18 protein-coding genes and 1 riboswitch are annotated in these 26403 nt (G+C 43.7%); of the genes, 6 read left to right on the top strand and 12 right to left on the bottom strand.

All coding sequences use genetic code 11. From position 1 onward, the window contains the following. Positions 1–5: 5 nt before the first annotated feature. The 3 genes from ACN6KS_RS04130 to ACN6KS_RS04120 form a co-directional block, all read right to left on the bottom strand. Positions 6–1304 carry a glycoside hydrolase family 5 protein gene (locus tag ACN6KS_RS04130; protein ID WP_440961424.1) on the bottom strand — a complete coding sequence of 433 codons (1299 nt, stop codon included), beginning with the start codon at positions 1302–1304 and terminating at the stop codon, positions 6–8. Positions 1305–1413: 109 nt separating this feature from the next. Then, entirely contained in the window at positions 1414–3744 is a 2331-nt protein-coding gene (gene gshAB / locus ACN6KS_RS04125) for a bifunctional glutamate--cysteine ligase GshA/glutathione synthetase GshB (RefSeq protein WP_094870038.1), read from the bottom strand. A gap of 18 nt (positions 3745–3762) precedes the next feature. Continuing rightward, a complete protein-coding gene (locus ACN6KS_RS04120; protein WP_440961423.1) occupies positions 3763–5106 on the bottom strand; it encodes an MATE family efflux transporter in 1344 nt (447 codons plus the stop codon). Positions 5107–5326: 220 nt separating this feature from the next. Between ACN6KS_RS04120 and ACN6KS_RS04115 the strand changes: the two genes are divergently transcribed. The 5 genes from ACN6KS_RS04115 to ACN6KS_RS04095 all read left to right on the top strand — a co-directional run bounded on the left by ACN6KS_RS04115 (position 5327) and on the right by ACN6KS_RS04095 (position 11832). Beyond that, complete coding sequence (locus ACN6KS_RS04115; RefSeq protein ID WP_179283666.1) at positions 5327–6232, top strand: ArsR/SmtB family transcription factor; 906 nt, start codon at positions 5327–5329, stop codon at positions 6230–6232. Positions 6233–6250: 18 nt separating this feature from the next. After that, complete coding sequence (locus ACN6KS_RS04110; RefSeq protein WP_440961422.1) at positions 6251–7525, top strand: MFS transporter; 1275 nt, start codon at positions 6251–6253, stop codon at positions 7523–7525. Between the two features lie 217 nt (positions 7526–7742). Next, positions 7743–9716 carry a serine hydrolase domain-containing protein gene (locus ACN6KS_RS04105; protein ID WP_440961421.1) on the top strand — a complete coding sequence of 658 codons (1974 nt, stop codon included), beginning with the start codon at positions 7743–7745 and terminating at the stop codon, positions 9714–9716. A gap of 59 nt (positions 9717–9775) precedes the next feature. Further along, positions 9776–10453 carry a response regulator transcription factor gene (locus ACN6KS_RS04100; RefSeq protein ID WP_094870033.1) on the top strand — a complete coding sequence of 226 codons (678 nt, stop codon included), beginning with the start codon at positions 9776–9778 and terminating at the stop codon, positions 10451–10453. A gap of 125 nt (positions 10454–10578) precedes the next feature. Then, complete coding sequence (locus ACN6KS_RS04095; RefSeq protein ID WP_440961420.1) at positions 10579–11832, top strand: HAMP domain-containing sensor histidine kinase; 1254 nt, start codon at positions 10579–10581, stop codon at positions 11830–11832. A gap of 323 nt (positions 11833–12155) precedes the next feature. Here ACN6KS_RS04095 and ACN6KS_RS04090 read toward each other — a convergent pair whose 3' ends face one another. The 6 genes from ACN6KS_RS04090 to ACN6KS_RS04065 all read right to left on the bottom strand — a co-directional run bounded on the left by ACN6KS_RS04090 (position 12156) and on the right by ACN6KS_RS04065 (position 22528). After that, a complete protein-coding gene (locus tag ACN6KS_RS04090) occupies positions 12156–12884 on the bottom strand; it encodes an ECF transporter S component (protein ID WP_094870031.1) in 729 nt (242 codons plus the stop codon). Continuing rightward, entirely contained in the window at positions 12866–14536 is a 1671-nt protein-coding gene (locus tag ACN6KS_RS04085; protein ID WP_440961419.1) for an ABC transporter ATP-binding protein, read from the bottom strand. The genes ACN6KS_RS04090 and ACN6KS_RS04085 overlap by 19 nt, the downstream gene beginning before the upstream one ends. Next, complete coding sequence (locus ACN6KS_RS04080; RefSeq protein WP_440961418.1) at positions 14509–15399, bottom strand: energy-coupling factor transporter transmembrane component T; 891 nt, start codon at positions 15397–15399, stop codon at positions 14509–14511. Before ACN6KS_RS04080 ends, ACN6KS_RS04085 begins: the two co-directional genes overlap by 28 nt. Next, entirely contained in the window at positions 15399–16337 is a 939-nt protein-coding gene (locus ACN6KS_RS04075; protein ID WP_440961417.1) for a DUF4430 domain-containing protein, read from the bottom strand. The genes ACN6KS_RS04080 and ACN6KS_RS04075 overlap by 1 nt, the downstream gene beginning before the upstream one ends. A gap of 73 nt (positions 16338–16410) precedes the next feature. Then, positions 16411–21393 (bottom strand): S-layer homology domain-containing protein, encoded by a 4983-nt coding sequence (locus ACN6KS_RS04070; protein WP_440961416.1) that lies wholly within the window; start codon positions 21391–21393, stop codon positions 16411–16413. Between the two features lie 265 nt (positions 21394–21658). Next, a riboswitch (cobalamin riboswitch) is annotated at positions 21659–21859 on the bottom strand. Between the two features lie 90 nt (positions 21860–21949). Then, positions 21950–22528 (bottom strand): hypothetical protein, encoded by a 579-nt coding sequence (locus ACN6KS_RS04065; RefSeq protein ID WP_094876823.1) that lies wholly within the window; start codon positions 22526–22528, stop codon positions 21950–21952. A 219-nt stretch (positions 22529–22747) separates the two neighbouring features. Between ACN6KS_RS04065 and ACN6KS_RS04060 the strand changes: the two genes are divergently transcribed. After that, positions 22748–24469: a cellulase family glycosylhydrolase gene (locus tag ACN6KS_RS04060; RefSeq protein ID WP_094876822.1), complete on the top strand. Its 1722-nt coding sequence runs from the start codon at positions 22748–22750 to the stop codon at positions 24467–24469. A gap of 62 nt (positions 24470–24531) precedes the next feature. On the opposite strand, the gene ACN6KS_RS04055 is transcribed toward ACN6KS_RS04060, so the two are convergent. The 3 genes from ACN6KS_RS04055 to ACN6KS_RS04045 all read right to left on the bottom strand — a co-directional run bounded on the left by ACN6KS_RS04055 (position 24532) and on the right by ACN6KS_RS04045 (position 26403). Beyond that, the gene (locus tag ACN6KS_RS04055) at positions 24532–24825 is read right to left on the bottom strand and encodes a transposase (protein ID WP_280789061.1); all 294 of its coding nucleotides are present in this window, start codon (positions 24823–24825) and stop codon (positions 24532–24534) included. A 24-nt stretch (positions 24826–24849) separates the two neighbouring features. Then, positions 24850–25404 (bottom strand): hypothetical protein, encoded by a 555-nt coding sequence (locus ACN6KS_RS04050; protein WP_440961415.1) that lies wholly within the window; start codon positions 25402–25404, stop codon positions 24850–24852. A 174-nt stretch (positions 25405–25578) separates the two neighbouring features. Further along, a complete protein-coding gene (locus ACN6KS_RS04045; RefSeq protein ID WP_042193304.1) occupies positions 25579–26403 on the bottom strand; it encodes a carbohydrate ABC transporter permease in 825 nt (274 codons plus the stop codon).

Here is a 26403-nt window from a genome sequence, read left to right as displayed (position 1 = left end):
ATCATTTACTCCTTTCCTTCAAGTCCTTTCTTCAATACTTCCCAAATCGGGTTATGATCTACTGCTGTTCGAGGGGGCTGTTCGCCTTTCTCTATCGCTTGCCAATATTCCCAAGTTGGGGGCTGATTGCCCAGTTCATAATCCATTCCGTCCCATGTATCCTCTCGGAAGGCATAAAACGCCCAGTGCCAGCCAAAGTCATCAAAAATCGAGATTAAATCAGCCATGTATTGATCTGCACCTTTTACTAACCGATTCGTTCCAAACTCTTCGGCAACAATCCGATTTGCGGGAATATTATGTTCCTTTGCCCACTGCGCAACAGGTTCCAGAAATTCCTTTAAGGTCTCTTTATTAAATGCTTTTTCCGTTTTATTGTCTCCGACTTTTATCGTTCCAGGATATTCATAGGTTAACCCTTTTTTCTTATTCTGACTGGTTAGCTCGTAAGGCTCGTACATATGAAAAGCATACAACACATTCTCGTCTTCGATAGGTTTCAAATATTTAAAGGCCCACGGTGTAGCATACAGACCAGAATTGACGATAATAGGTGTCTTGGTATCCACAGTACGAATAGCGGTCACAATTGTCTCATATAAAAGATTTAAATCCGCAGGCGTATTCTCGACTGAGCTATACCATTCGTTGTAATCCTGAGTCCAGAAGTCATGAAATCCAGTCGCCGTCTCCGGATGTGGCTCATTAATCAAGTTATAACCGATTACCGCAGGATGATCCTTCAATCGACTTGCCAGATCCCTCCAAAACACTGCCGCTTGTTCATGATAACTGAAATCCTTCCATATCCGATCATCATTCTCATAATTGTTGAACTGCCTCCAGCGATCTCCGGGGAGACTTAAGACAGTCAGCACTACTTTGGAGCCCCGAGCCTCCGCTGCATCTAAGTCCGCTTTTAACTCGGCAAAATCCGCCTCAACCATCCCTTCATACTTATCTGCATTCCCTATTAGAAAATCTTTATCCGGGTTCGCATCCAGTTTGTCATTGAACAGGAAATCCCTGTCTTTTGCCCATTTATCTGGTGCAAGTCGAATGAACTCAATGTTCTGCTCTTTGGCAGCTTCATAGTTTTCCGGTAATGACTTTGAATTCATGAAATTGGTGCCTTTTCTCTGGTCCTCCCAGAAGGCCATCTTCTCATTCCTTTCGGTCTTCTCTTCCTTCTTCTCTTCCTTCTTCTCTTCTTTCTTCAGTTCTTGATTAGCTTGCGGTGTTACAGAACTACATCCTACAACCAACAATAAGATCAACACGATAAAACCTTTAGCTTTCTTCATTCTCTCACCTCATAACCTATCGTAGTCAATCTCTGTTACAAGAGTGTCACAAGGGGTGGAAATCGTTTAAAAGCAAAAGCTCAACCAATAGTACTGGCTGAGCTTCTGTTCATTCGCCAAACAATAAATCCAATATCCGCTCATCTGCCTTTCGGTTCTTCCCTTTATAAGGATAACAGTGAATATGAATTGCTGGATTGAAATTGATCTCAATAATGCTGTAATTGGTATCGGTCGCTTCTTCCTGCATATCATCGATCATCATATCCACTCCACAAATCGTAGCCCCCGCAGCTTTAGCTGATTGAATGGCTAGTTCTTTATAGCTGTGTGGAATCTCATCTGTAAAGTCTAGGCTATCTCCACCAGTACTAATATTCGAATTCTCCCGTAAAAAAATGGTCTCATTCAATGAAGGAACATCGCTCCAAGCCAGCGCGTGATTCTTCAAGAACATCGCCTCTGCTTCGCCGATCTGAATTTTCTCAAGCGGAGTTTTGTAGCCACGACCTCTTAGCGGATCCTTATTCTTTTCGTGGACCAGCTCTTCAATCGTATGTACATCATCACCGACCACATTCGCCGGCACCCGGTGCAATACTCCGACTACTTCATCACCCATGACTAGAAAACGATATTCTTTCCCCGTCATAAATTCCTCAAGCAGTACTGTCCGATCATGCTCGAAGGCGATAGTGAAGGCTTTTTGATAGTCTTCTTTGGAGAACTCATCTGTAAAAATAGTAATGCCGAGTCCAAAATTCGTTGATTTGGGTTTGATCACAATTGGCTTATTACGATAAGTGTCATAGGCATTCATTGCCGCTTTCAAATCTCCAAAAGCCTCACCTGAGGGAACACGAATGCCTTGCTGTTTGAGAACTTCCTTCGTAACAATTTTATTCTCCATAATTAGTACCGTGCTGTAAGAATCCAGGGATGTCTTCGTAGCCTGCTTAACGTATTCTTTATGATCGCCTTTCGTAAGTACAACGAAGTTCTCTTCCCGATCGAGCAATCGAAACTTAATCCCACGTTTAACCGCCGCCTTCAGTAGAAGCTGTGTAGATAGCTCCAAATCCTCATATCCTACAAAGCGGTACCCATTCGTAAGACTTTCCTTAGCATATTGTTTGGCTTTATTCAGATGATATTTAATAAAAGAGGATTGTTGAACTTCCGACTTCACAATCCCTGCAAAGCTCTGATCTGGATTTAGAATCTTATCCTTAGCTCCGTTCAGAACGTTCGAGAACTGTTTATCCTCCGGGTTCAATTGCTCAATCATATCCTGCATCTCTTGCATACAAATTAAAGCCTTCTGCTCCATTGCCTCGCAAGAATCTCCGTTATCATGCAAACAGCCTTGAATCCCCTCCATGATCAATTGATCATGATTAAGATTCGCCAGCTTCTGATCCTCTACGCCGAACGGTTCGTCCTCTTTCAGTAGCATATACACGATAAACAGATGTATAAAAATCATCGTTTCTTTGCTAATCCCTATTTTGTAGAGGGGATTCAGATCAATAAAACGAAGCTCCAAATAGGCAACACCATCTTGCAGTAGCTCCTCTAATGGATGTTTACCTCTTGCCGTCTTCACTCTAACCGGGCTATAGAACTCTTTTACACTTAATAATTCTTCTGACTCGATCAACGCTTGTAAATCATGTACGTAGTCCGTAAGGGAATCAAAAGAAACATAGAGAGGTTTTTCATTCCTATACCCGCATTCGCTATTTCGCAGTGAATTCATATTCAGATAATAGAAGCTTTTGTCATCATCTGATTCACCACGTGCCACACATTGCTCCATATACGTCTTATCAAAAACAGGACTAGCGCCTGTTAAATAGAGTAGAAGCCAGCGGTATCGCAATAGGTTGCGGGCTATTTTTAAATAGGTAGCATCTTTGAAATCTTTATAGCTCTCTTGTGAATCTACGATATCATGAAGCTTTTTTAGAAATTGTTCATCAAAAGAGAAATTATAATGAATCCCGCTCAGCAATTGTCTTTTGCGGCCATACTTATCGGCTAACTGATGTCTATACTCGTCCTCTACCGGATTACCCATTCTGGCAATGGGAATGTCCTTATCCTTCGGTAGCATGGGAGGATTACTACTCGGCCACAGATACTCTTCATTAAGCTCTAGCGACACAATATCCTGTAGCGCCTCCAGAAAGTTATAAGTCTCTTCAATAGAATCAAAAGAGGGTGTCACCATTTCAACCTGACTCTCTGAAAAATCCGTTTGAATATAGGGGTTCTCCAGCTTGTTGCCAAAGGCTTTTGGATGTGGAGTTAGTGCAAGGTTTCCTTCTGGATCCACTCTGACGTTTTCTTTTTCTAGTCCAAATTCGCCATGAAAAATCTCCTTATTTAATTGGTTATCTCTTAGAAGCTGTATGAGTTTACGATTTAATAAAGCCATTTCACGCTCATCCTCTGCTTAGTAGTTTACCTGCTGTCTGTTCATTCTGAACAAAGATCTTCTAAACCAGAACACTAGAATAACTCCCTTGAAAACACTGCTTATCGCAATCGACATCCACACCCCATTCAAGCCAAAAGGTTCGGATAAGAGTAAGGCTAGTGGAATTCGGAGTGCAGTAAATGAAATACTAAAGATCGGTGGAATGTGGGTTTGACCCATGCCGTTAAAAGCACCTACTGTCATCAATTCCAGACACATGAATACCTGTGAGTAACCGATGATCCGCATATAATCTGCGCCCAATTCCAAACTTGTCTGGTCTGATAAAAACAATGAAAATAGCTGCTGCGGGAACGCAATAAATAGAAGCGACACGATCACGCCAAAAATGGAGGTTAAAATTAAGGCCTGACGGTACCCCTGCCCCATACGATCGAAGCGACGTGCTCCATAATTTTGACCAAAAAAGGCAGCAATAGCTCCCTGTAGTCCGCCAATGGTCATATAGGAAATGGATTCAATTTGGATTCCTACTTTTTGAACCGCAATAGCATCCGCTCCAAATCGTACAATGATCTTGGCAATGATGATCGATATGATCGTAAAGGTGACCCGTTGGATCGTTATTGGTAGCCCCATGCGGATGACTTCTTTCATTTGACGACTGTCCCACGCGGATGTGCTTGAAATGAGTTCTAACTTTCTTGTCTTCATGATAAAAAGAGCCGTAACCAAAATGTTCGCCATTAATGTTGCAATAGCCGCCCCCGCTACTCCCCAGCCCTCAAAACTGCCCCAGCCAAAAATCAAAAATGGATCAAGGACAATATTAACCATAAGACCAATGGAGAAGATCTGAAACGGTTGTTTACTATTTCCCATAGCGTTTAGGAGAGTTGCGAATAACGTATTCACAATGGAAAATACCGATCCAAATATCGAAATCATTAGAAATTGTCTAGCCATCCGCTCTACTTCATCACTTCCAAGATCAAAAAAACCAATCAACTGATTCTTGGTTAATAGCACTAAACTCATATAGAGAAGTCCTAATAAAATAGACATCATAAATCCGTTTTTTATATAAGATTTAGCCTTCTCTAACTGACCAGATCCCATACAATGCGCCACCTTAATCCCTGTGCCGATCGTAACCATAGTCGATAAAGCAATCGCTAGATTAATGAAAAAACTCGCTGTACCAATCGCGGCAACCGGACCACTTCCTAATCTTCCAACCCAAATCATATCGACTAGACCATAAGTAGTAGAGATGAAATTCGTCGCAATAATCGGAAGCGTTAATTTCATTAAGGTAGGCATTATAGGACCCTGAGTCAAATCGTTTGTGTCCTTCAAGTCTAATTACACCTTCTTCATTTAAATATCAAATTCATTATATAACCGTACACTTATATAATCAATCGATTATATTTAAACATTATTTTGAGTTCGGATTTTTCGGTGAAATGGCTATTGAAAAGAACAAGGAGTTCGTTTACAATAAAACCGACAAGTGGTTCTATATTTATAGAACAATAAGGGAGTTCAGTATTTCACTGAAAGAATGGAGCAGCTCATGGATTATAAAGTAGAAGTTGATTTTGCACCCATGTATGAATGTGTTAGTAGTATGACTGCCTTTCTAAGCAAGCAGAACCATACTGCCATGGATTCCGGTAAGCTCTGGGTACGTGATGTTCAGGCAAGATTCGCACCCATGCTCCTTCGTAAAATGCAAGAGGTCGTTAAAAAACTTGATGATTTCAGTTTGGCCCCCTATATTTGGTCTTGTCCGGGCGAGCGTTCGGTAGAGGGCTTTTTGGTCTGGTTCGATGCTTTAACATCTGGAGAGCTATATGAAATTTCCGGACGTTTCGGCCAATCAGTTCCCTCCAATCTTGCGGAGCTTAGGGATACTGCTTCTGATATCCTGCGCGAATGGAACGCGGGATACTTCAGTGGAATCGACCCTAATATCATCAAAGGGCTTGAGCAGGAAGCCGAATCAAGACGCGCGATGCTAAGCGGCAATAATGACATGGAAGTGTTTGAAGCAGCTACCGCTGGCATGCGCCTTTATCCAAACGAACATCTGAAGCAGGTCATTATCATCCCGCAATATCATGCGCGTCCACTGGTTACCACCTCTATGTATGATGAATTCGTGTTCACTAGCTACTCTTGTGATGTTCTCCCTCCGGAAGCCGGACGGCCTGCTCCTGCACTACTCCGCCTTACTCGAGCATTGTCGGATGAGACCCGGCTGTATATCCTTCGTTTACTCACAGGGAAACAGCTCAATTTCACAGAAATCGTACGTGAAGTAGGACTTTCCAAAAGCACAATCCACTACCATCTTATCGCGCTGCGCGCAGCTGGGCTGGTCATTGTCCATACCCATGCTAGAAGCGCTTCGTACAGCCTACGATTAGAAGCCTTAAATGGACTGCCCCAGCAGATTGGGACGTATCTGGAGAGTTAAAAAAGGAGCTACCAAGCTATGATAAAACGCAGCTATTATGGTCTTCTCTCGACCATTACTTTAAGCGCTTTTGGGGATGCCTTTGGCTTGCTGGCTATGGAATGGCTCGTCTATGAGCTAACGGGTTCTAAGCTAGCGATGGGAGCACTCGCGCTCAGCTCTGGCATACCTGAGCTACTGTTGCGCTTGCTCGGTTCACCGTTGTCTGATCGGCTGCACCGGGTCCGTTTTATGGCCTGCTTGGCAGCCATTCGCTTGCTGGCTATAGCCCTGCCACTTGGCATGGGTCTAGGGGGTCAGCTGCAGCTGTGGCATCTGTTTGTCGCTGCCGGACTAAGCGGTGCCTGCGCCGCACTGTTCATGCCAACAGCGATGGCTGTTATTCCCGGCGTTGCTGACAGCCGGAAGCTGGTGCGGGCTTTTGCTATCATTGATGGCAGTAAAAGCGCAGCAGTGTTACTGGGACCTGCCTTAGCTGGAGCGTTGACCGCTGCCAGTGGAGCGCTGCCAGCCCTTAGCATCAACATGTTATGTTACGTAGCCGCCATAACTACCCTGCTATGTTTACAAAAGCTACCAAAACCTTCTCCAGCCCCAGGTCGTTTCTCCATCACTATTTACGTTCGCGAGATAGCCGAGGGCTTTACCTTCTATAAACAATTTCCTGCAATGCTTACGATTATGATCATGGCCTCCATCAGTAATTTAAGCTCAATTGCCGTCTGGACGATGATGGTGCCTTTTGTACGCGAAGTGCTCCACCGCGATGCGGCAACGATGGGCACGCTAAGTACGGTTTTGGCGCTGGGAACCTTAGTCGGGCTAAGTGTGATTTCCATGATCGGGGAGATAAAAAAAAGGCGATTTGTCATGCTTGGCAGTCTGGGGACCATAGGTTTAGTGACTACCTTATGGGGGTTATTCCCTAATTTTTCTTTTGCTCTCGCCGCCGTATTTGCTACTGGAGCGTTAGCTCCCTTCTTCGGTTCCTTAAGCTCGTCACTCCATGGACGTCTAGTTCCGAGCAATCTGCAAGGAAGGGTCAATTCTATTCGCTTTCTGATCGGTGGCGGCTTGCAGCCTTTTGGTGCTTTTGCCGGTGGTGCGATTGCCGAGCATTATGGGGTACCTGTGCTTTTTATAATCGCCGGACTGCTTCCAATGCTCTGTGCTAGCGCAGCCTTGCTACTCCCCGGACTCAAAGCACTGGATGGGGACCTTTCCACCCTTGAGTCCACCCATAGGCGACCCGTTGTGGAAGTTCCGTCACAAGGAGTTGTAGCTGAACGATAAGTGAGGATATGTAGAAGAGTTCCCTGATTCTAATAGAAAACTACCGCTGTTTATTTTAATTTTTTCACAATAGACTACCCTCTGTCGTTAAAGGCGGCGGATGGCAGTCTGTTTTTTATAGTCTTGTTAACGTTCCATTCACACTACTCTGATAATCTCTATAAGCGTTAGGTGGATGATCATCCAAGCCCAATAATTGATGATGCGGAGGATAATAATGTTAACATCTATAAAAAAAAGACTGATCGCTGGTCTAACCCTATTGGCTGTGATTAGTGCCGGATTAGGAGCAAGTCTGGTGTTGCCCGGAAAACAGGCATCGGCCGAGACCAAGACGGATCAAACCGTGCTACCTATAGCTCAGACTGAAGCACCCGCCAATCTTGATGATACCGCTAGTCTGACTACCTTCGTTGATGGCATTATGGAAAAAGATATGAATCGGCTGCAAATTCCGGGAGCGGTCATCTCGATCGTAAAGGATAACAAAATTATTTTGGCCAAAGGTTATGGCAGTTCCAATCTGGAAGAAGCGGCACCGGTTGATCCGACAACCAGCATGTTTCGAATCGCTTCGACGACAAAGCTATTCACCTGGACAGCGGTAATGCAACTGGTCGAGCAAGGTAAAATTAATCTGGACACGGATATTAATACCTACCTGAAATCAGTAAAGATCCCTGCTACTTATCCTGAGCCGATTACTATGCGCCATTTGATGACACATACAGCAGGGTTCGAAGAAGGTGGAGTTGGTTATCAAATCACTACAGACCCTGCCAAATTGCCGGGGTCAATCTCGGAAACACTCAATAAGCATATGTTATCACGAGTAAGACCACCCGGACAGATAAGTTCTTATTCGAACTACGGTGCTACACTCGCAGGTCTAATTGTAGAGGAAGTTAGCGGTGTTCCTTACAATGATTATATAAAGAAATATATTTTTGATCCGCTCGACATGAAATATTCGACTGTAGTAGAACCTTTGCCGGAGTCATTCATGCCCAACAAAGTTGTCGGGTACAACAGCGAGAACGGTAGTTTTATTCCAGGCACACCTACCTTCGAGGGAGGGTTTCGTCCTGCCGGCTCGGGTACAGTATCAGCAGTAGATATGGCACATTTCATGATCGCCCATCTGCAGAACGGCAACTATGGTGACCAGCAGATTCTGAGACCCGAGACGGCAGAACTAATGCATTCAACGGCGTTTCAATTTGATAAACGTCTGCCGGGAGTGGATCTTGGGTTCGCAGAGAAACAAATCAATGGGCTCACGCTGATCACTCATGGTGGTTCTGACCCCATGTTTAATACGGGATTGTATCTTGTGCCTGCCAAGCATGTAGGCATCTTTGTATCCTACAGCGGCGGTGAGGGCGGTGATTCCGCATCAGACCTCATCCAAGCCTTTTTCAACCGCTACTACCCTGCTCCTGATGGGAGTCAGCCTGAATTCATCGCTTCTGATGAATCTATTCAGAAATTCGCAGGATCCTACCAATTTACCCGCAGAAACATCAGTGATATTGATAAGTTTTTCAATTTTTTCGCTCAGCTGAATGTCTCGGTTGAGGATAATAAGCTATCCTTGGGAAGTGGTAGTGAACAACAATTGTACAGAGAAGTCGGTCCGAATATGTTCCAACTCGAGGGAGGTGCCGAACAAATTGCCTTCCGCACGAATGAGTCCGGTAAGGTTACACATATGATCTTAGGGATGGTACCAGATATGCCGCTGGAGCGTACGCCTCTCTTGGATCAGAATAAATTTTGGCTTATCGTACTAGGGTTCTCTGGGTTTATTTTTATCACTGTATTGCTCGGACTAATCTTTTCCAGACGCAAGATCAAGGCGATGACGCCACCGGAAAAATGGGCCATCCGACTGTCTACGGGAACTGCTGGTTGGGCGCTGCTATCTTTCGTCACGATATTCATGGTGGTTATGTCCATGGACACGATGCAGAAGTACAGCGGTATCAGTCTTTCGCTTTCTCTCAGTTTAGTTATGCCAATCATTTTGGTGGGTCTGACTTTAGCTCTGTTAATCTCGGCTATACTGGTTTGGAAGAATAAGTACTGGACAGCTTTCAAACGGGTGCATTATACGTTAGTGACGCTTTCTGCTGTGGCAATGACTCTGTTCTACTACTATTGGAATCTGTTGGGTTGGCAGTTCGGATAACACCATTACTTGCTAAGAACAATTCAGATATAATGAAAGCTTAATAGAGGAGGAAAATCGTGGCTACTATACTTATCGCTGATGATGATGATAACATCCGAAAGCTAATGTCTTTATTTTTGCGAAAAGAAGGTTTTGAACTCAAAGAAGCCAGGGATGGTACCAAAGCTCTGTCCATTATACAGAATTCGCGTGTCGATCTCGTCATTCTAGATATTATGATGCCAGGACTTAATGGTTGGGATCTGTGCAGAGAAATCAGGCGCTGGGATGCCAACATCCCCCTCCTCATGGTGACAGCTAAAGCGGAATCCGTACACAAAGTGAAAGGTTTTCAGCTTGGTACGGATGACTATCTAACAAAACCATTTGATCCACTTGAACTGGTAATGCGAGTAAAAGCTTTGCTTAAACGCTCGCTGGTCGTTACTTCCCAGTCTGTGCAGTTGGGCAATGTGGTTCTCAACCGCCGAACTTTTCAGGTCACGCGTGGTGAAGAACCAGTCACAATTCCTTTGAAGGAATTTGAGCTGCTGTTTCTGCTGGCCAGCCATCCTGGGCAAATCTTCACAAGAGAACAGTTGATCCTTCAGGTCTGGGGATTAAATTATGAAGGAGACGGCCGGACTGTAGATGTGCACATAAGTCGGTTGAGGGAGAAATTCAGCGGCAAGGGCGAGCAATTTCAAATCGAAACGGCCCGCGGTCTGGGATACCGGCTGATCCTTACGCCATGATCAAGACGTTGTATGTACGAGTCATTCTCACGTTTCTAGGCATCATTATCTTTAGTCTTATCTGTTCCTTTTTCATTGGTTTGTATGTCTTTCAGAAACAAATAACTTATGAGGGACAGAATGAAATGATCGTAGTAGGAAAAGAGATCATTCACCGCTATGATGACGCCAAACCTAAAGATACGGACGAGTTCCTGAATAGTATGGTTAAGGTATCTGCATACCCTATCCACCTGTACAATCATGCCGGGGAACATACCTTTTATGGGCTCAAGGGTAGTCCAGCTGTCATGGTCCCCCCCGATGCTGTCAAACAAGTCCTACAAGGAAAGCTCTACCGATCCTCCGCGGACGATAAGGATATTTTTATCGGGATGCCCTTTATGTTAGACGGGGAGTGGCGTGCGATGTTCTTGCAGTATTCTGCTGAGAACGAAAATATCGTCAATCGAATGATGCTATTTGTGCTTTTGCTCGTGCTTTTACTGGGTAGTGTATGTATTCTTATTGCCGCCAGATATTTGGTGGAGCCGATCAAAGCACTGACGAATGCGACCAAAAGGCTGGGCAAGGGTGATTTCGAGGTGGAGCTTAAAGTGAACCGAATAGATGAAATCGGGGAATTGACACAGAGCTATGTGGAGATGGCAAGGGAGCTGAAGCAGTTGGAACAGATGAGGCAGGATTTCGTATCCAACGTTTCTCATGAAATCCAGACACCGCTTACGTCCATTTCCGGCTTTGCCAAGGCGCTACTGAACCATGATTTAATCGTGGAGGAGGAACGCAGCGAGTATCTTGATATCATCATTGCGGAGAGTGAGCGCCTATCGAGGCTAAGTGATAATTTACTGAAGCTCGCTTCCCTGGATTCTGAACATCATCCCTTCAACGCAAGTCCCTTCAATCTTGACGAGCAGATTAGAACCATCGTTGTGACCTGTGAGCCCCAATGGTCAGCCAAAGGCATTGTTATCGACCTTGAACTGCCGGAAGCGATCAAGATTAAGGGTGATGAAGATCAACTGAAGCAAGTATGGATGAATTTGCTCAGCAACAGCATCAAATTCACACCGGAAGGCGGGAATATTCGCATCAGTATAGATAGTCGTGCAGCAGAAGTATCCGTCACCATCAGCGATAATGGAATCGGGATGTCCCCGGAAGAGTTCAAGGCTGTATTCCAAAGATTTTATAAAATAGACAAATCGCGGAACGGAAACAACAATGGCAATGGCCTCGGACTTGCGATCGTTAAAAAAATCGTCTCTCTGCATCAGGGAAGGATAGAGATAGATGGTGCGGTTGGAGAAGGAACGACGATTATCGTTAGTTTACCCGTCTCTCCGTCTGCTCCCAGCCGAAAGAGCCAAGAATAGCAACCCTAACGAGGCTCACTAAGCTAACATCTTTTAAATATCATAGAATCAAAAAACAGGCGATACCGGTAGACCGGAGCATCGCTACTAGATCTGCAACTGATTGTAATATCTAATAGTGGCCAAAGCTCCAGCCACTAGGTACTGCCGCCCCCCTTCGGCTAAAAACCGAAGGGGGGTTCTTTGAGCCTTCCTTCGGTTTTGGGTTTGTGTTTTGGGGTTCGCGCTGATGGCAGCGGAGAGAACGGACTGATTGTGGAAAAGCGGAGCGGCCGCCAGCGCAATGCGCAGCACTTAAAACGCCAAATGCCCAATTCCAAAACCTAAGGCTCAATCAACCCATACTTCGTTTTTATCCGATCCAACTTTTCAATCATAGGGTTAGCAATGAAAAAGAGGAACACCACCGTCGAGATAGCATGCACCATATCAAACCAAAAGGCGGAAATATAAGTTGTCATCAAAGCCGACCATGAGAACTCAGACGTGAACATCATCAGCGAGCCTATATTGATAATGCCGCCATATACCAAGAACGTCGCTAGCCCTCCGAATATACAGAGAGACAGTTTGGTCTTTTTAAGCAGACCTTTCTTGAAGAAAATGCCCGCCAGGAAGCCAATGATGCCAAAACAAAACATTTGCCAAGGCGTCCATGGTCCCTGCCCAAAAAAGAAATTGGAGACAAAGCCCGCAACAGCACCGACCAGAAATCCTGCCTCAGCTCCCAAACTCACCCCTGCGATGATGACAATGGCAACAACCGGCTTAAACTGCGGCAACATGAAAAAGGCTGCGCGACCAGCAACAGCAATGGCTGCTAACACCGCTATGACGATGAGTTCCCTCGCCTGAGGCTTCCGATTCTCGAACACTAGCGCAAACGGAATCATCGTATAGAGGACGATCAATAGACTGATAAAGTAATATTTGCGATCGTCTAGGACAAAAATACCTAACAAAATTGTAGCTGGAATAACTATAAAAATTAGCAGTGCTGCTAATAAAGTTCGACGACTCAAACGACGACCCGTTACCTGCTTCGTTGACATAAATCAATCACACCCTCTATCGTAACTCCCTCGCTCCATACATGACGCGCCATCCGATTGGCGGCAGTCGTATAGAAGCTGTTTCCCGCAAAAAACTTCTGGGCTTCATTCGTAGTGATGATGCTTCCATCAAAAAACATCGCGCAGACCTCGGCGTACTTGGCACAAAATTCAACGTCATGCGAAACCATTACGATGGTAATACCTTCGGCATTAAGCTTCTGTAGAAATAAAGCTAATTTCTCTTTAAAAGGTCCATCCAGTCCCTTAGTCGGTTCATCCAGCAGCAGAATCTTCGGTTCTAACAAAAGCACTTTAGCCAGCGCCGCACGTTGCTGTTCTCCCCCGCTAAGATCATACGGATGCATCGAGAGAAGATGTTCCAGTTCTGCGAACTTAACCACGGCCTCAACTTTAGCCACCTTTTCTTCCTTCGTTAAAGGAAGCTGAGATAACATTTCGTATAAATCTAGTTCGACTGTTTTTTTCACAAATAACGTTTGCGGATTTTGCGGAAGGATGCCCAGATTGTTAGTAAACAATTCTTTGGCATTTATTTTCGCTGGGTTTTTCCCGCCGATTAGAACCTTCCCTCGATAGGGCTGAAGGATGCCGCTCATAAGTGACAGCGTCGATGTCTTCCCCGTTCCATTCCCACCAACAATGCAATAGAACTGCCCTTGCTTTACTTCAAACGACAAATCTTTGATGATATCCGGTCCATTTTTATCATATTTAAACCATACATCCTTGAACTTTATGACTACAGGGCCGTCCACTTTCGAGCTTGACTGAGCTACTACCATCGTTGCAGGTGTCTTATCCTCTAGAAAAGCATCCAGCCATTGGCGTCCTTCCTTCACTGTAACAGGCCATGCTAAGTCATTCTCTACGCCTGCGTAAATTTGCATGGGTGAGGGCATGGACAGAAACATTGGATGGTTCAGCTTGCTTAAAGCTTCGCCTACCTTTTGCGGGGTATCATCTGCAATCACAACGCCCTCATTCAGCACAATCAGCCGATCTGTGAGCGGAAGAACATCCTCTAGACGATGCTCGGTCATGATAACGGTTGTGCCAAGCTCGCGATTTATCTTTTTGACCGTCTCCAAAAAATCGGAAGCCGCGATAGGATCTAGCTGAGAGGTAGGCTCATCAAGGATTAGAACCGAGGGATGCATAGCCATAATCGCAGCTAAATTGAGTAACTGCTTCTGGCCACCCGATAGCTCAGTCACACTTTTATGGAACCAGGTCTGAATTCCGAAAAAGCTCGCCATCTCAGCCACGCGCAAACGAATCGTAGAATTGTCATAACCTAAGCTTTCAAGACCAAAAGCCAGCTCATGCCACACCTTGTCCGTCACAATTTGATTGTCGGGACTTTGGAGTACATAACCGATTTCTGCTGCCTGTGTCCGTTGATCGATCTCCTCTACAGGTTGACCCTTATAATAAATCGCCCCTTGGCGTTTGCCATGTGGGGTTAGGATTGTTTTCAGTTGTCTTAGTAAGGTACTTTTGCCGCAGCCTGACTTTCCACACACAGTAATAAAGTCTCCGCTTGCAATCGAAAGATTGATATTCGAAAGAGCCATCTGCTCTTGTTCAGGAAAAGCAAAGCTTAGTTCTTCGATTCGATAGATTTCCATTTCATTGCCTCCACCATATTGATGAGCACAGGGATCATACATAGCGCAAAATAAGCGATATATACAAGGATACTAAAAGGTGTAATTGCGCTCGCTTTAATCGACGGATAATATCTCATCGTGTTCTCACCCATCGCTGCACCGATGGCTACCATCGCAATTAAGCCTGTCATGATCAAGAGAGCTACTTTGTCCCGGGCATCTAGACGGAAGATTGAAAAGCTTGTACGTCCAGGCAATCCATATCCTCTTGACTTCATGGAATCCGCCGTCTCAATCGCATTTTCCAGAGCCCAGGTGGTCATTATCGATAGGATCGTAATCCCATTGCGCGCTCGAGCGAGGAGATTTCCCTGTGTAACATCCCGGCCTATGCATTTTTGGGCATTCGAAATCACCTTGATTTGCGCTAAATATCTAGGAACAAAACGAAGCACCATCGAAAAAATCAACGACAGTGCCGGCAGTATTTTTCCGAATATATAAATAAACTTATCCGAGGTCATCACGACGTTATAACAGGAGAACCAGATAATTACCGTCACAAACATGCACGCCGCTGCTACGCCATAAAGAATGGATTCCTTCGTAATGGGATTTCCATTGTTCAAATAGAACAAGATCGTTACCCCTTGATGATTAAAAACAGGGTTCATAATCGCCATAAATAGTAGAAAAGGAACCATGTACAGCAGATTAAATCGAACGGCTTTCTTTCCTTTTAACATAAAGGAGTAGATTACTGCACTAATGAGGGCGATCACCTGAAATATGGGATGCATGAACACCATGCTAAACAGCAATACAACGACAAAATATAGAAAATTCACAAACGGATGAAAGGTAGAAAAGCTATCCTTCATTATTTCTGAGCTCCTCCTGTGGCTACATAACCACCTACATCTCGACCTAAATCACAAGTGTATACCCATTCAACGACATCGCCATCCTTAAGAACATAACGACTGCTGCCGTAGTTAGGGAACCAGCCATTTACTTTGTACATCCATCCACTAAGCTCTCCAGCATCAAATTCATACAGATTATTTATACCTTCAATATAATTACTGTTATAGATCGGCGTCATGCTGAATTCCATATGGATTTTATTCTTCTTCATCTCTCTTAGCAAAACATCAAACACAGACTCCCCTTCATAAAAGGTTACCTTCTGCGCTTTATAAATGATACCATCTGCCGGTAATACTTCAAGCTTATCCTCGTTGAAAATGTTCATATTATCTAAAATGGTAGCCGCCGAGACGGACAAGGTAGCCGTTAATTGCTTCTTCTTATCTACTGTTGCATCTTGCCATTCCACTGGCTTAGGTTTCCCACTCGGTACTGGATCCGTAAGAAATTTATCCTTTTTCGGTTCCTGCTTGGTTTCTGTTGTCGCTACTTTTGAATCTGGTTTGGTTACTGGTTTTGCCGTCGCTTTCGGTGTTGCGGTAGGTTGTGCCTGTATATCCGATTTAGGTGTTGCGGTCGGCTTTTCAACATCTGTTACCGCAGTTTCGGTCGGCGTTACCTCTTCAGTTGGTTTTACCGTTTCAACGGGCTTAGCTGTTTCGCCAGGCGTAGCTGTAGGTGCTATCTCCGTTGTCTCGGCATCACTTGAGGCTGTGGGCTCTACATCAACATTCTGATTCGAAGCCGTGTTGTCTGATTCTACAACCTGAGACTCTGCAATGTTACTTGCAACCTTGTTCGGGCTCTTCTGATAATTCCCGCCCCAAAAGAAGGCAATCGCCAACACACCAATAATTAGTATCGCTGTTAGCCATTTTTTCTTGTTCATTTCTTAAGTTCCCCACCTTAAATAATAAGCAAGGGTATACACGCTACCCTTGCTTATCTCTTTAAATAAAGTTCTATTTAACGTCTGTCATGTCATAAAGACTCGTCTGACCCTTAACGAACCGATCATAAGCAACCAGTGCATACATCGCTTGATCCGTAGCCATAAGATCTACTTCTCCTGGTTTCGCGCCTCCGTTGCCTACTCCACCCTGCTTCACGTGATAAAAACCACCTTCAGCTGCAGCAAAGCCAAGCAACGCATCTACCGCTGAATGTCCATTTTTAATGAATCTGGAATCCTTATGCGGATCTATACCAAGTCCAGTTAAAGCTACAATCACCTGAGCAATGCTCTCGGAGTTCGTAGACTCCCAGCTTGCAAAGCCGCCGTCTGCTGTTTGTGTTTTGGATAACCAAGTTATTCCACGATCTACAGCAGCCGTTACTTTGGCATTCGTTTTGTAATAAGGGGTTAAGCCTTGAATAACCATCCCAGTGATATCCGGATCGGCCGCAGTAGCATTACTGCCAAGTGCCCATCCCCCACCGTTGATCTCTCTGCCTAAAATATAATCAATAAGCTTCTCTCTAGTCGTCTGTGTCTTTACATCCTTAACCACTGGAATGTCGTAATGATTACTATCCAGTGCGATCAAGGCAAACACAGGTCCATTAATACCTTGCTTGATTACAGTATCAAAATCAGCGAGCGGCTCCAGTAGGTTATAACCCGCCACTTTATCAATATTTTTGCCGATTGAAGTTAATGCCAAAATAACTCTATCATATTCCGTATATTTTACGCTATGCAGCTTCCCAGCCTTTTCTTTAAGGGTTGCTTCTACATTCGCATAGTACTTAGCGTAATAACTATCTGGAACCTTCACACCAGAACGTGCCAGCCCGAACACTGTCCAATCGCCGCCAACCGAGGAGATGACAGGGTTTGTTACTGTTTTTTGCAAAAAGGCTGCTGTGTTCTGAATATATGGACTAACTGCTTTGTCGCCACTCTTATAATCATGGGTTCTAGTAGCTACAACAGCTGCCATTTCTCTAGTTACAAGCTCTTTAGGTTTAAATTGATTATCATCACCTAACATTAGTCCAGTGGCAACAATAGTTTCCACATCTGCTTTAGCCCACGCGGATGCAGTTTTGATGTCTTTAATCGCTGTTCCTGGCTTCGTAGCTGGGATTGATAATGCTCTGACAATGATTGCTGCCATCTGCTCGCGAGTAATCTTGTCATTTGGCTTAAATTCATTATTAAAGCCTGTAATTAATCCTGCTTTATGAGCAGCATTCACATATGGATAGAACCAATCTGCCAGAGCTACATCCTTATAGGCAATTCCCTTATCACTCTTAATATCAAGTTCCAATGCAGAAACTAGGATCTTAGTAAACTCTGCTTTTGTAATGTAATCCTTCGGATTCACCTGACCATTGTTACCTTGGATGTACCCTTTTACTGTAGCTGTTTCAATCGCTGAGAACGCCCAGGATGAGATCTTATCGGCGTCTTTATACACTTGCTTGATATCATTAGGAGCCGCTGTTGGAGATGGACTTGCTGTCGGATTACCGTTACCTTCCGGAATAGTTACATCACCCGGAGCAGGAGTACCGCTGGGTTTTGGCGTTGGTTTTGGAGTCGGACTCGCTGTTGGTATCGGTGCATTTAGATCGGCACCCAAATTCGTAGTATAACGCCACTGAATTCTATCCCCAGCACTTAGGTTATATGAAGATGCACCATAATTAGGATATTTTCCATTTACATTATACATCCATCCACTACCGCTACCATGGTCAAATTCTCCATCACCAGCTATGGATTCAACATACACACTTCCAAATGTACTGTTCCAAGAATAGCTATAGTCGATCCCGCGGCTATCTAGTACTCTTTCGAATATAGACCACACTGTGTCACCAGATTGTAGCTCTACCTGTACAGAAGGAACAACATATCCCTTCTTAATCGTAAGCTTATCCACGGATAGGGTTACATATGGCTTCGATGGAGTGGTTCCTCCACCACCAGTGCCACCGCCATTTCCTTCGCCGTTGTCACTACCACCGTCACCACCAGGTGTCTGAACTACACTGGATGTGTAAGCAATGTAATCAGTGAAGTGATTGGTTTTTACGATTAAATCATTTCCATTATCGTAGGCATACTCTGACTTGCCGCTTGCCAAACCTAAGGCGTCACTTGCAAATTTTTGAATCACATGAGGTGTACCATTTTGAATATAAGCTGCATCTTTTCCTTTAAGGTCCTTAAAGGTTAATGTTATAAATTGACTAAATTCTACTCTTGCACTGCCACCCATGGAAAAGGCTTGAATAATGCTCTCCAGCTTCTTATCCTGGGAAATAATCTGATTCAGACTATCTTTTAGTGCAGCTTCTGTGCCTGTTAAAGGTGACAAAAGTTCAATTGCTGAGGCATCTCCACGGGTAACTTTTGCACCCTTAGGAATGACTACAGATACGTCACCTTTGGTAGCTTCAATCTGAGGAAGATCGCTGTTATCTGGTAAACTAACACTAACCTTCGATTGTTGATTTTTAGGAATAACTACCGTTATTTCCTTGTTGCTATCTCCTGTGCTGATTGGAACAATATAATCTTGAGAGTCAATTGGGATATCAACTTTTGGGTGATCACCAGACGGTAACGGAAGTTCTTTTGGACCCTCTGGTTGCCCAGGTCCCGGTCCTTCTGGTTGTTCCAATTTCACATCATTCATATCAAAGAGACGGTTACTATGATTGATCAGACGATCATAGGACACAAGTGCATACGTGCCTTGGTCCGTAGCCATTCCATTTACTGATCCTGTTAAGGTGTGCTTAAATCCACCATCAGGTGCAGCAAAGACAAGTAATGCATCAATAAGGGACTTGCCATTCTTGATAAACCTAACATCATTGTCTGGGTTAACACCTACGCTAGTTAAAGCAACAATAACTTGCGAGATGCTTTCACTGCTTGTGCTTCCCCAGCTTGTATAACTACCATCATTATTTTGATTACTCGATAACCATGCAATGGCCCGATCTACGGCAGCTTTTACATTAGAATCCTTTGCGTAATAAGGTGCAAGTGCTTGTATTGCCATAGCCGTCATATCGACATCGGCTTTCGCCGTACCTAATGCCCAACCACCGGCTTCTACTGTACCTTTTTTAATCTCATTATCTAAAATATACTGAATCAGGTTTTCTCTTGTGGTTTGAACTTTACCTGCTGGCGCTACTGGAATATCATAGTTATGACTATCTAGCGCAATTAGAGCAAATATAGGACCATTATTTCCTTGCTTCTGAATGTATTGATAATCAGCAAGCGTTTTTCTCAGATCATACCCCGCGACATTCGTGATATCTTTTCCAATAGAGGTAAGTCCTAAAATCAATCTGGAATACTCTGTACTTACAGTAGTATCGATTTTCCCATCCTTTATTAAGGCTGCTACTTTCGTAGCTATATTGTTGTAATAGAGATCATAATAATCATTAGGCACATCGTAGTTTGCACGTGCTAAAGAAAGAATGGACCACTCTCCGAAATAAGTCGGATTCGTTACGGTTTTAACAAGATAGGCAAGGCTCTTATCCAAATGCTGCTTGGCTACATCTGGAGTCGGTACTTCCGGCTGCTCTAATTGAACATCATTCATGTCATAGAGACGGTTGCTATTATTGATCAGACGATCATAGGATACGAGTGCATATGTGCCTTGATCCGTAGCCATAGCGTCTACTTTTCCGGTGAGAATATGCTTGAATCCACCATCCGGCCCAGAGAAGCTAAGTAAAGCATCTATAAGTGAATTTCCTTCTTTAATAAACTTAGGGTCACTGTGCGGATCTACGCCTACGCCAGTTAAGGCAACAACAATCTGTGCGATGCTCTCACTGCTTGTGCTTCCCCAGCTTGTAAATCCACCTTGAGCATTTTGTACACTCGATAACCATGCAATCGCCCGATCCACGGCAGCTTTTACATTAGAATTCGTTGCGTAATAAGGCGCAAGTGCTTGCATCGCCATCCCGGTCATATCGACGTCTGCTTTGGTTACACCTAAAGCCCAGCCCCCGGCATCTGCTGCACCTTTTTTAACTTCTCTATCTAAGATGTACTGAACCAGGTTTTCTCTTGTGCTTTGATATATAACTCCCTTCTCATCAGGATCAGGGAATAATACTGGAATTTCGTAGTCATGACTATCTAGTGCAATCAGAGCAAATATGGGACCGTTGTTCCCTTGCTTCTGAATATATTGATAATCAGCGAGTGCATTTCTTAGATCATGACCTGCAACATTCGTGATATCTTTTCCGATAGAGGTCAGTCCTAGAATTGCTCTGGAATTCTCTGTGCTTTTATTGGCGTCGAGTTTTCCATCCTCTTTGATAATCGATGTTATTTTCGTAGCTACATTGTTGTAATAGAGATCATAATAACCACTTGGTACTTTATAGTTCGCACGTGCTAGAGAAAGAATCGACCATTCTCCGCTACCTGTTCCAAATGACGGATTCTTTACAGTGTTAACGATGTAAGCCAAGCTTTTATCTAACTGTTCTTTGGCAGTAATTTTATAAGTAACCTGATAGGTTACATTATCTGCTTTGTTCCCAGCGCCATCTACAGCCGTTACTGCGATTACGTTACTACCTGGGTTAAGAGAGGCTCTGTACTCACCATTAGTAGCTGACAGAACGACTTGGTTCAGCTTTACTACTGGGATAATGTCTTTATAGACATTGTCTGTAACCACTACTTTGAAGCTTAAATCTTTACTGGATACTTCTTGTTTATCTTGTATACCTTCTATTAATATCGTAGGCTTCTCTGTATCTGGCTCTTGTACTAACGCATTAATCTGCTCTACTAGAGCTTGATTAACCTCTGTTGTTACAACTGCACTATCGGCAATTACTTCATTCGCATGAGCCGGGATTACGCTTGTAGAGAACGTCGTGATAAATACAGCTACAATGAGTAACCAAGCTAAAAACTTATTTTTCTTCATGTTTCCATAACCCTTCCCTTCTCTTCCTATGATAAAAAAACAGAATAAACTTTCCAAGCATAACGCCCTCGGCGTCCTTATAAGGACGTTATGCGTTTAGCGAGAAATATAAGACATAGAGTATAGGTGCTAAACTTATACTTTCTTATATTTTTAGCACTACAAAAAAACCACTCAACATAACGTCAAGAGGTTTAAGATAGTGAACCGCAATAATAGCAGGCATATACTATATCAAACACCCCTCTATCGCTCGTAGAGTTTAATGGTGTATCAGAAACAGGCAGATATTCTGGCTCAAGTATCATCACCCTTGCTACCTTCCCAGTTTCCCAGTGGTACCTTGCAAGGACTCCTCTTTCACAGCGGCGGGACCGCGCGGGACTCACACCCGCTTTCCATTTAACCAATCTATGATTGCATTTCCGAAACATTCATAATTGGCACCTATTGCTAATATTAATTTTTCATGCTCCATCATATCTAATATAGATGCTTTTGTCATGCAATATTTGTTTTTTATATAACGAGTAGTTAGCGATAATCCTATTGAATATCAAATCATTTTAACCACAATATACTCTTTTTCTCTCAGCTCAAAGCCCTCCTCCAGTGACAAAGAGGCCAAATCAAAGATTCGATCATACTTTTTATTTCGTAGGAGCCCTTCTTCCTCAGCCCAACAAGTATAAAGCTCAAACTCGGCACCAGATACCCCATAATCTGTCATAAGCCTAAATAACTCCCGACAACACTTGAGTGAGGCATCATACGATCCTGGTAGCGTATCTTTTAGCTTAGGGGATACAGAGAAGCCGCCCCAATTCGGTGAAATCCGGTATACATATGGACTCCGAAAATGCTTGCGAATCTCATCGTTCCAATACCCAAGTTCCTCTATAAAAATACCCGCTGCATCTTCTTCCGAGTCGTATACAAGACAGTCCTCATCTCTTAAATGAGACAGATCTGCGATGTCATCTAAAGGAATTATGCCTTGCAGGCGTAAAGCCTCTCTTTGATTCTTATACTCTGGGGAATTTTTCACTTCATTGTATGTCTTTGCTGACAGTACACTGCCTCTTTCTCCTAACGGAAGCTCTGTAGCCGAGCCTATGTAATGAAATCTGCTCACTGGATTGCCCTCCATAACTTTGGAATCACTGCAAATCACTAATTCATATATGAATTTACCACAAATTAGTAAGGTACTCGTTGAAATTATTCTATGTTAGGGTATTTGGTAAGCGTTTACAACAAATTAATGGAGGTGTATATGATCATCTAAGCACCAAAGTAGTAATGAAGGTCCGGTTTAAGCATCCTCAAAAATGATCTTACAAAGGAGAATTCAATGACTACTCGAATCCAGAAACACTTCTTATCATTGACCCTTGTCACCGCTCTTCTGCTTTCTTTGTTCTCATCCATTGCCGCCGCTGCCACTAAGGACGAGCAACAAGCTAAGCCAGCACCAAAGAGTAAGATCCAATCCTATGTAGACGATATGCAGCCCGGATGGAACCTTGGCAATACGCTAGATGCTACAGGTGAGGATGAAACCTCCTGGGGCAATCCGCGTGTGACCCAAGAACTGATTAAGAAAATCGCCGCACAAGGCTACAAAAGTATCCGGATTCCCATCACTTGGGATTCACACATAGGTGAAGCACCGAACTATACCATTGATCAAGCTTATCTCAACCGTGTCGAAGAAGTTGTCGGCTGGGCGCTGGACGCCAAGCTTTATGTAATGATTAACGTCCATCACGACTCCTGGTTATGGGTAAGTCATATGGAAGAGAAGCATGATGAAACGCTCGCACGTTATAACGCAGCATGGACTCAAATTGCGGACCGCTTCAAGGATAAATCCGATAAACTGATGTTCGAAAGCATTAATGAACCTCGTTTCACGGATGGCGGAAGTACCGATGAAGTGAAGATGGAACAGATGCTTACAGAGCTCAACAATTCTTTCCATCAGATCGTTCGAAACTCAGGTGGAAAGAATGATGTCCGTCCGCTAGTGCTGCCTTCATTAGAGACTTCTCCTACCCAACCTAGAATGGATCAGCTTTACAAGACGATTACAGCTCTTAACGATCCGAACATAATCGCGACCGTTCACTACTACGGCTTCTGGCCGTTCAGTGTGAATATCGCTGGTTACACCACGTTTGAAAAAGATACAAAAAACGATATCATCCAAACTTTTGATAACGTTTACAACACATTCGTAGCCAAAGGAATCCCAGTTATCGTTGGTGAGTTTGGACTGCTAGGCTTCGATAAGGATACAGGTGTGATTGAACAAGGCGAGAAGCTGAAATTCTTCGAGTACCTTACCTATTATTTAAAAGAAAAGAAAATGACCTCCATGCTCTGGGATAATGGGCAACATTTCAACCGGAAAACGTATAAGTGGTCCGATTCCGAACTCCACAACGTATTAATGTCTGGTCTGAAAGAACGTTCCTCGAGCACCGAGAGCGATCTGGTCTATCTAAAAAAAGGTGCAACGATCAAAGACACCAAGGTGAAGCTGAACCTAAACGGCAATAAGCTAACCACGATTAGTGCAAATGGGAAGTATCTAATAAAGGGAAAAGATTACACCTTGAATGGCGAGGAACTCACACTCAAAGCCAGCCAACTCAAAAAACTCACAGCTTCCCAAAAATACGGTGAAAATGCCGTGTTAACGCTGAAATTCAACAAGGGTGTTGCGTGGAGACTAAAGATCATCGTGAATGACACTGCCAAATTAAGTGATGCCAAAGGTACGACTGAATCGTTTGCGATTCCAACTACCTTTAATGGCAACCAGCTTGCCACGATGGAAGCTGTCTATACCGCTGGTGGCAATGCAGGCCCGCAAGACTGGACTCCATTCAAGGAGTTCGGCAATACCTTCTCACCCTCTTATAACACGAAAGAAATCAAGCTGCTACCAGCCTTCTTTAAAGATGTTAAAGACGGAGAAGTTATCCTGAAATTCCACTTCTGGAATGGTGATATCCTTACGTACAAGATCACGAAGAGTGGAACAAACGTTGTAGGAAAGTCTTCTTAGCTTTCGCTGCATAACATAAATAGGAGTGTCCCTTCACGAGGACACTCCTATTTTTAATTAAATCATACATAAACTTCTTCATACGTCATCAACATTAAGCGATAGACCAGATACACTCCAAGATAAGCTCCCGTTATAAGGAACATTGGATTCAAAAAAATCGCATGGATCGAGGTCATGAATACCGTGTTATCTCTTAATATTTCATATATGGCTAGGGCAGAAATATTGCCTAAAATAAGCGTAGATAACACAGAAGCAACATTAAAAACAATACGCCACTTTATCCATTTATGTTGTATCATTAGCATCGCGATGGGGACCACTATACTGCCAAATACGATTAGAAATTTCATTTAGCCAGCCACCTCAGTATCTCTTTAATCCTCCAGTTCAACACTTTCAATTTGCCCCTCTGCATTCACTGTCCACTCGATATCAACACCTGGCATCAATCCAAGCTTGTCCTCATCTTCGATCACTACATGATCGGGGATGGCTAGGGTCTGCTCTCCCCCACCTTCTACTTTAACGGTAACCTGTCTACCATTAGACGTAGTAATCTTCCCTTCATATTCAATCTGCTGCAAAACAATCTTTTGGCTCGGATCCGTAATGGTAACCCGCTTGCCGCCGTCTGTCAGCAGCTCAATCTTTTTATGATAGCCATCCTTTAAAGTGACTTCCTTCATGACTCGCTGAACGCTAACATCCGCCGGAAGTCCCTCTGTATTTGTACCGGATGAGGCACTGGGTTGTTCTGTTGCATGGTTCGTAGGCGCAGGTGCAGTGGCATCTGTTGTAGGCGTTGGAGTTACTTGTGTGGTTTCATTGGCAGCATTAGAGCAGCCACTTAATAGGACAGTGCAGGCACAGATCAAACAAAGAATTGAAGTTCGATTCTGGCGTTGTGAATTTCCTTTATTCTGTGTCATCATTTACCTCCGCATTTAAATTTCTTCCAGTTCTATTTAGTGAACATAGTTTTACCTCTTCCCTTCCTTTTATACCCCAACTTCCCCATACAAGATCGATAGAATGGTAAAAATTCATGAACATATCAAAAAACCGCCCTGATTTAAGATCAGTGGCGGTTCTTGTAAATTAAATTATTTGCTGCCGGTAAACGTAATTCCCTTTATAAAGAAGCGGTTAAAGAATGCATAAATAAGTAGCGCTGGTAGGGTAAACACCATTGATGCGGCCATAATATAATTCCAGTGGCTAATATACTGGCCCTTAAAAGTATTGAGACCTAGTGTAAGTGTGAACATCGACTTGTCTGACATGAACATCAGTGGCTTCAGAAATTCATTCCATGCACCCATGAATACAAAGATCGTCTGAGCCGCCAATGCGGGGATAGCTAGTGGCAGAGCAATGCGGAAAAATGTGCCAAACTTATTTAGACCATCCATCTCGGCAGCCTCCTCCAGCTCTTTCGGAAAGCTCAGGAAGAATTGACGCATCATAAAGATGAACGTCGCATTTACCATCATCGGCAGCGTCAGCGCAGCATAAGTGTTCAACAAATCAAGCTGTTTCATGATCAGATATGCAGGCACGATAGTCAATTGGCCGGGAATCATCTGTACGGCCAGGATTAGAAAAAACACAACCTTGCTGCCTGTAAAATCAATACGTGCAAGCGCATAACCCGCCATAGAGTTGAACAAGGTATTGCATAGCGTTGAAACTACAGCGATGAGTGCACTGTTGAACATCCATCTGAGAAACAGCGGCTCCTTCACGAAGATGTCGTAATAGTTCTGGAAAGTGAACTGTTTTGGAATAAAGTTGATACTCCCTGACACAATCTCGCTTAACGGTTTAAACGATGAGGATAGTGCCCATAGGAAAGGTATGACCGTCACGCACCCATATGCGAATAACAGGAAATACAGAACCACCTTAACCCCTTTGGAATAGTTAAT

Origin of the sequence: Paenibacillus nitricinens (assembly GCF_052056485.1) — a bacterium.
GTDB classification, from domain to species: Bacteria; Bacillota; Bacilli; order Paenibacillales; family Paenibacillaceae; genus Paenibacillus_AQ; species Paenibacillus_AQ nitricinens.
Note: the sequence above shows the minus strand (reverse complement) of the source record. Positions and strands in the feature narration are given on the sequence as shown.

Coding starts and splice junctions, on each gene's coding strand:
- ACN6KS_RS04095 (WP_440961420.1), top strand. CDS start 10,579: ATGATCGTAGTAGGAAAAGAGATCATTCACCGCTATGATGACGCCAAA.
- ACN6KS_RS04130 (WP_440961424.1), bottom strand. CDS start 1,304: ATGAAGAAAGCTAAAGGTTTTATCGTGTTGATCTTATTGTTGGTTGTA.
- ACN6KS_RS04060 (WP_094876822.1), top strand. CDS start 22,748: ATGACTACTCGAATCCAGAAACACTTCTTATCATTGACCCTTGTCACC.
- gshAB (WP_094870038.1), bottom strand. CDS start 3,744: ATGGCTTTATTAAATCGTAAACTCATACAGCTTCTAAGAGATAACCAA.
- ACN6KS_RS04080 (WP_440961418.1), bottom strand. CDS start 15,399: ATGAAGGATAGCTTTTCTACCTTTCATCCGTTTGTGAATTTTCTATAT.
- ACN6KS_RS04085 (WP_440961419.1), bottom strand. CDS start 14,536: ATGGAAATCTATCGAATCGAAGAACTAAGCTTTGCTTTTCCTGAACAA.
- ACN6KS_RS04055 (WP_280789061.1), bottom strand. CDS start 24,825: ATGAAATTTCTAATCGTATTTGGCAGTATAGTGGTCCCCATCGCGATG.
- ACN6KS_RS04110 (WP_440961422.1), top strand. CDS start 6,251: ATGATAAAACGCAGCTATTATGGTCTTCTCTCGACCATTACTTTAAGC.
- ACN6KS_RS04050 (WP_440961415.1), bottom strand. CDS start 25,404: ATGACACAGAATAAAGGAAATTCACAACGCCAGAATCGAACTTCAATT.
- ACN6KS_RS04075 (WP_440961417.1), bottom strand. CDS start 16,337: ATGAACAAGAAAAAATGGCTAACAGCGATACTAATTATTGGTGTGTTG.
- ACN6KS_RS04090 (WP_094870031.1), bottom strand. CDS start 12,884: ATGTCAACGAAGCAGGTAACGGGTCGTCGTTTGAGTCGTCGAACTTTA.
- ACN6KS_RS04070 (WP_440961416.1), bottom strand. CDS start 21,393: ATGAAGAAAAATAAGTTTTTAGCTTGGTTACTCATTGTAGCTGTATTT.
- ACN6KS_RS04115 (WP_179283666.1), top strand. CDS start 5,327: ATGGATTATAAAGTAGAAGTTGATTTTGCACCCATGTATGAATGTGTT.
- ACN6KS_RS04105 (WP_440961421.1), top strand. CDS start 7,743: ATGTTAACATCTATAAAAAAAAGACTGATCGCTGGTCTAACCCTATTG.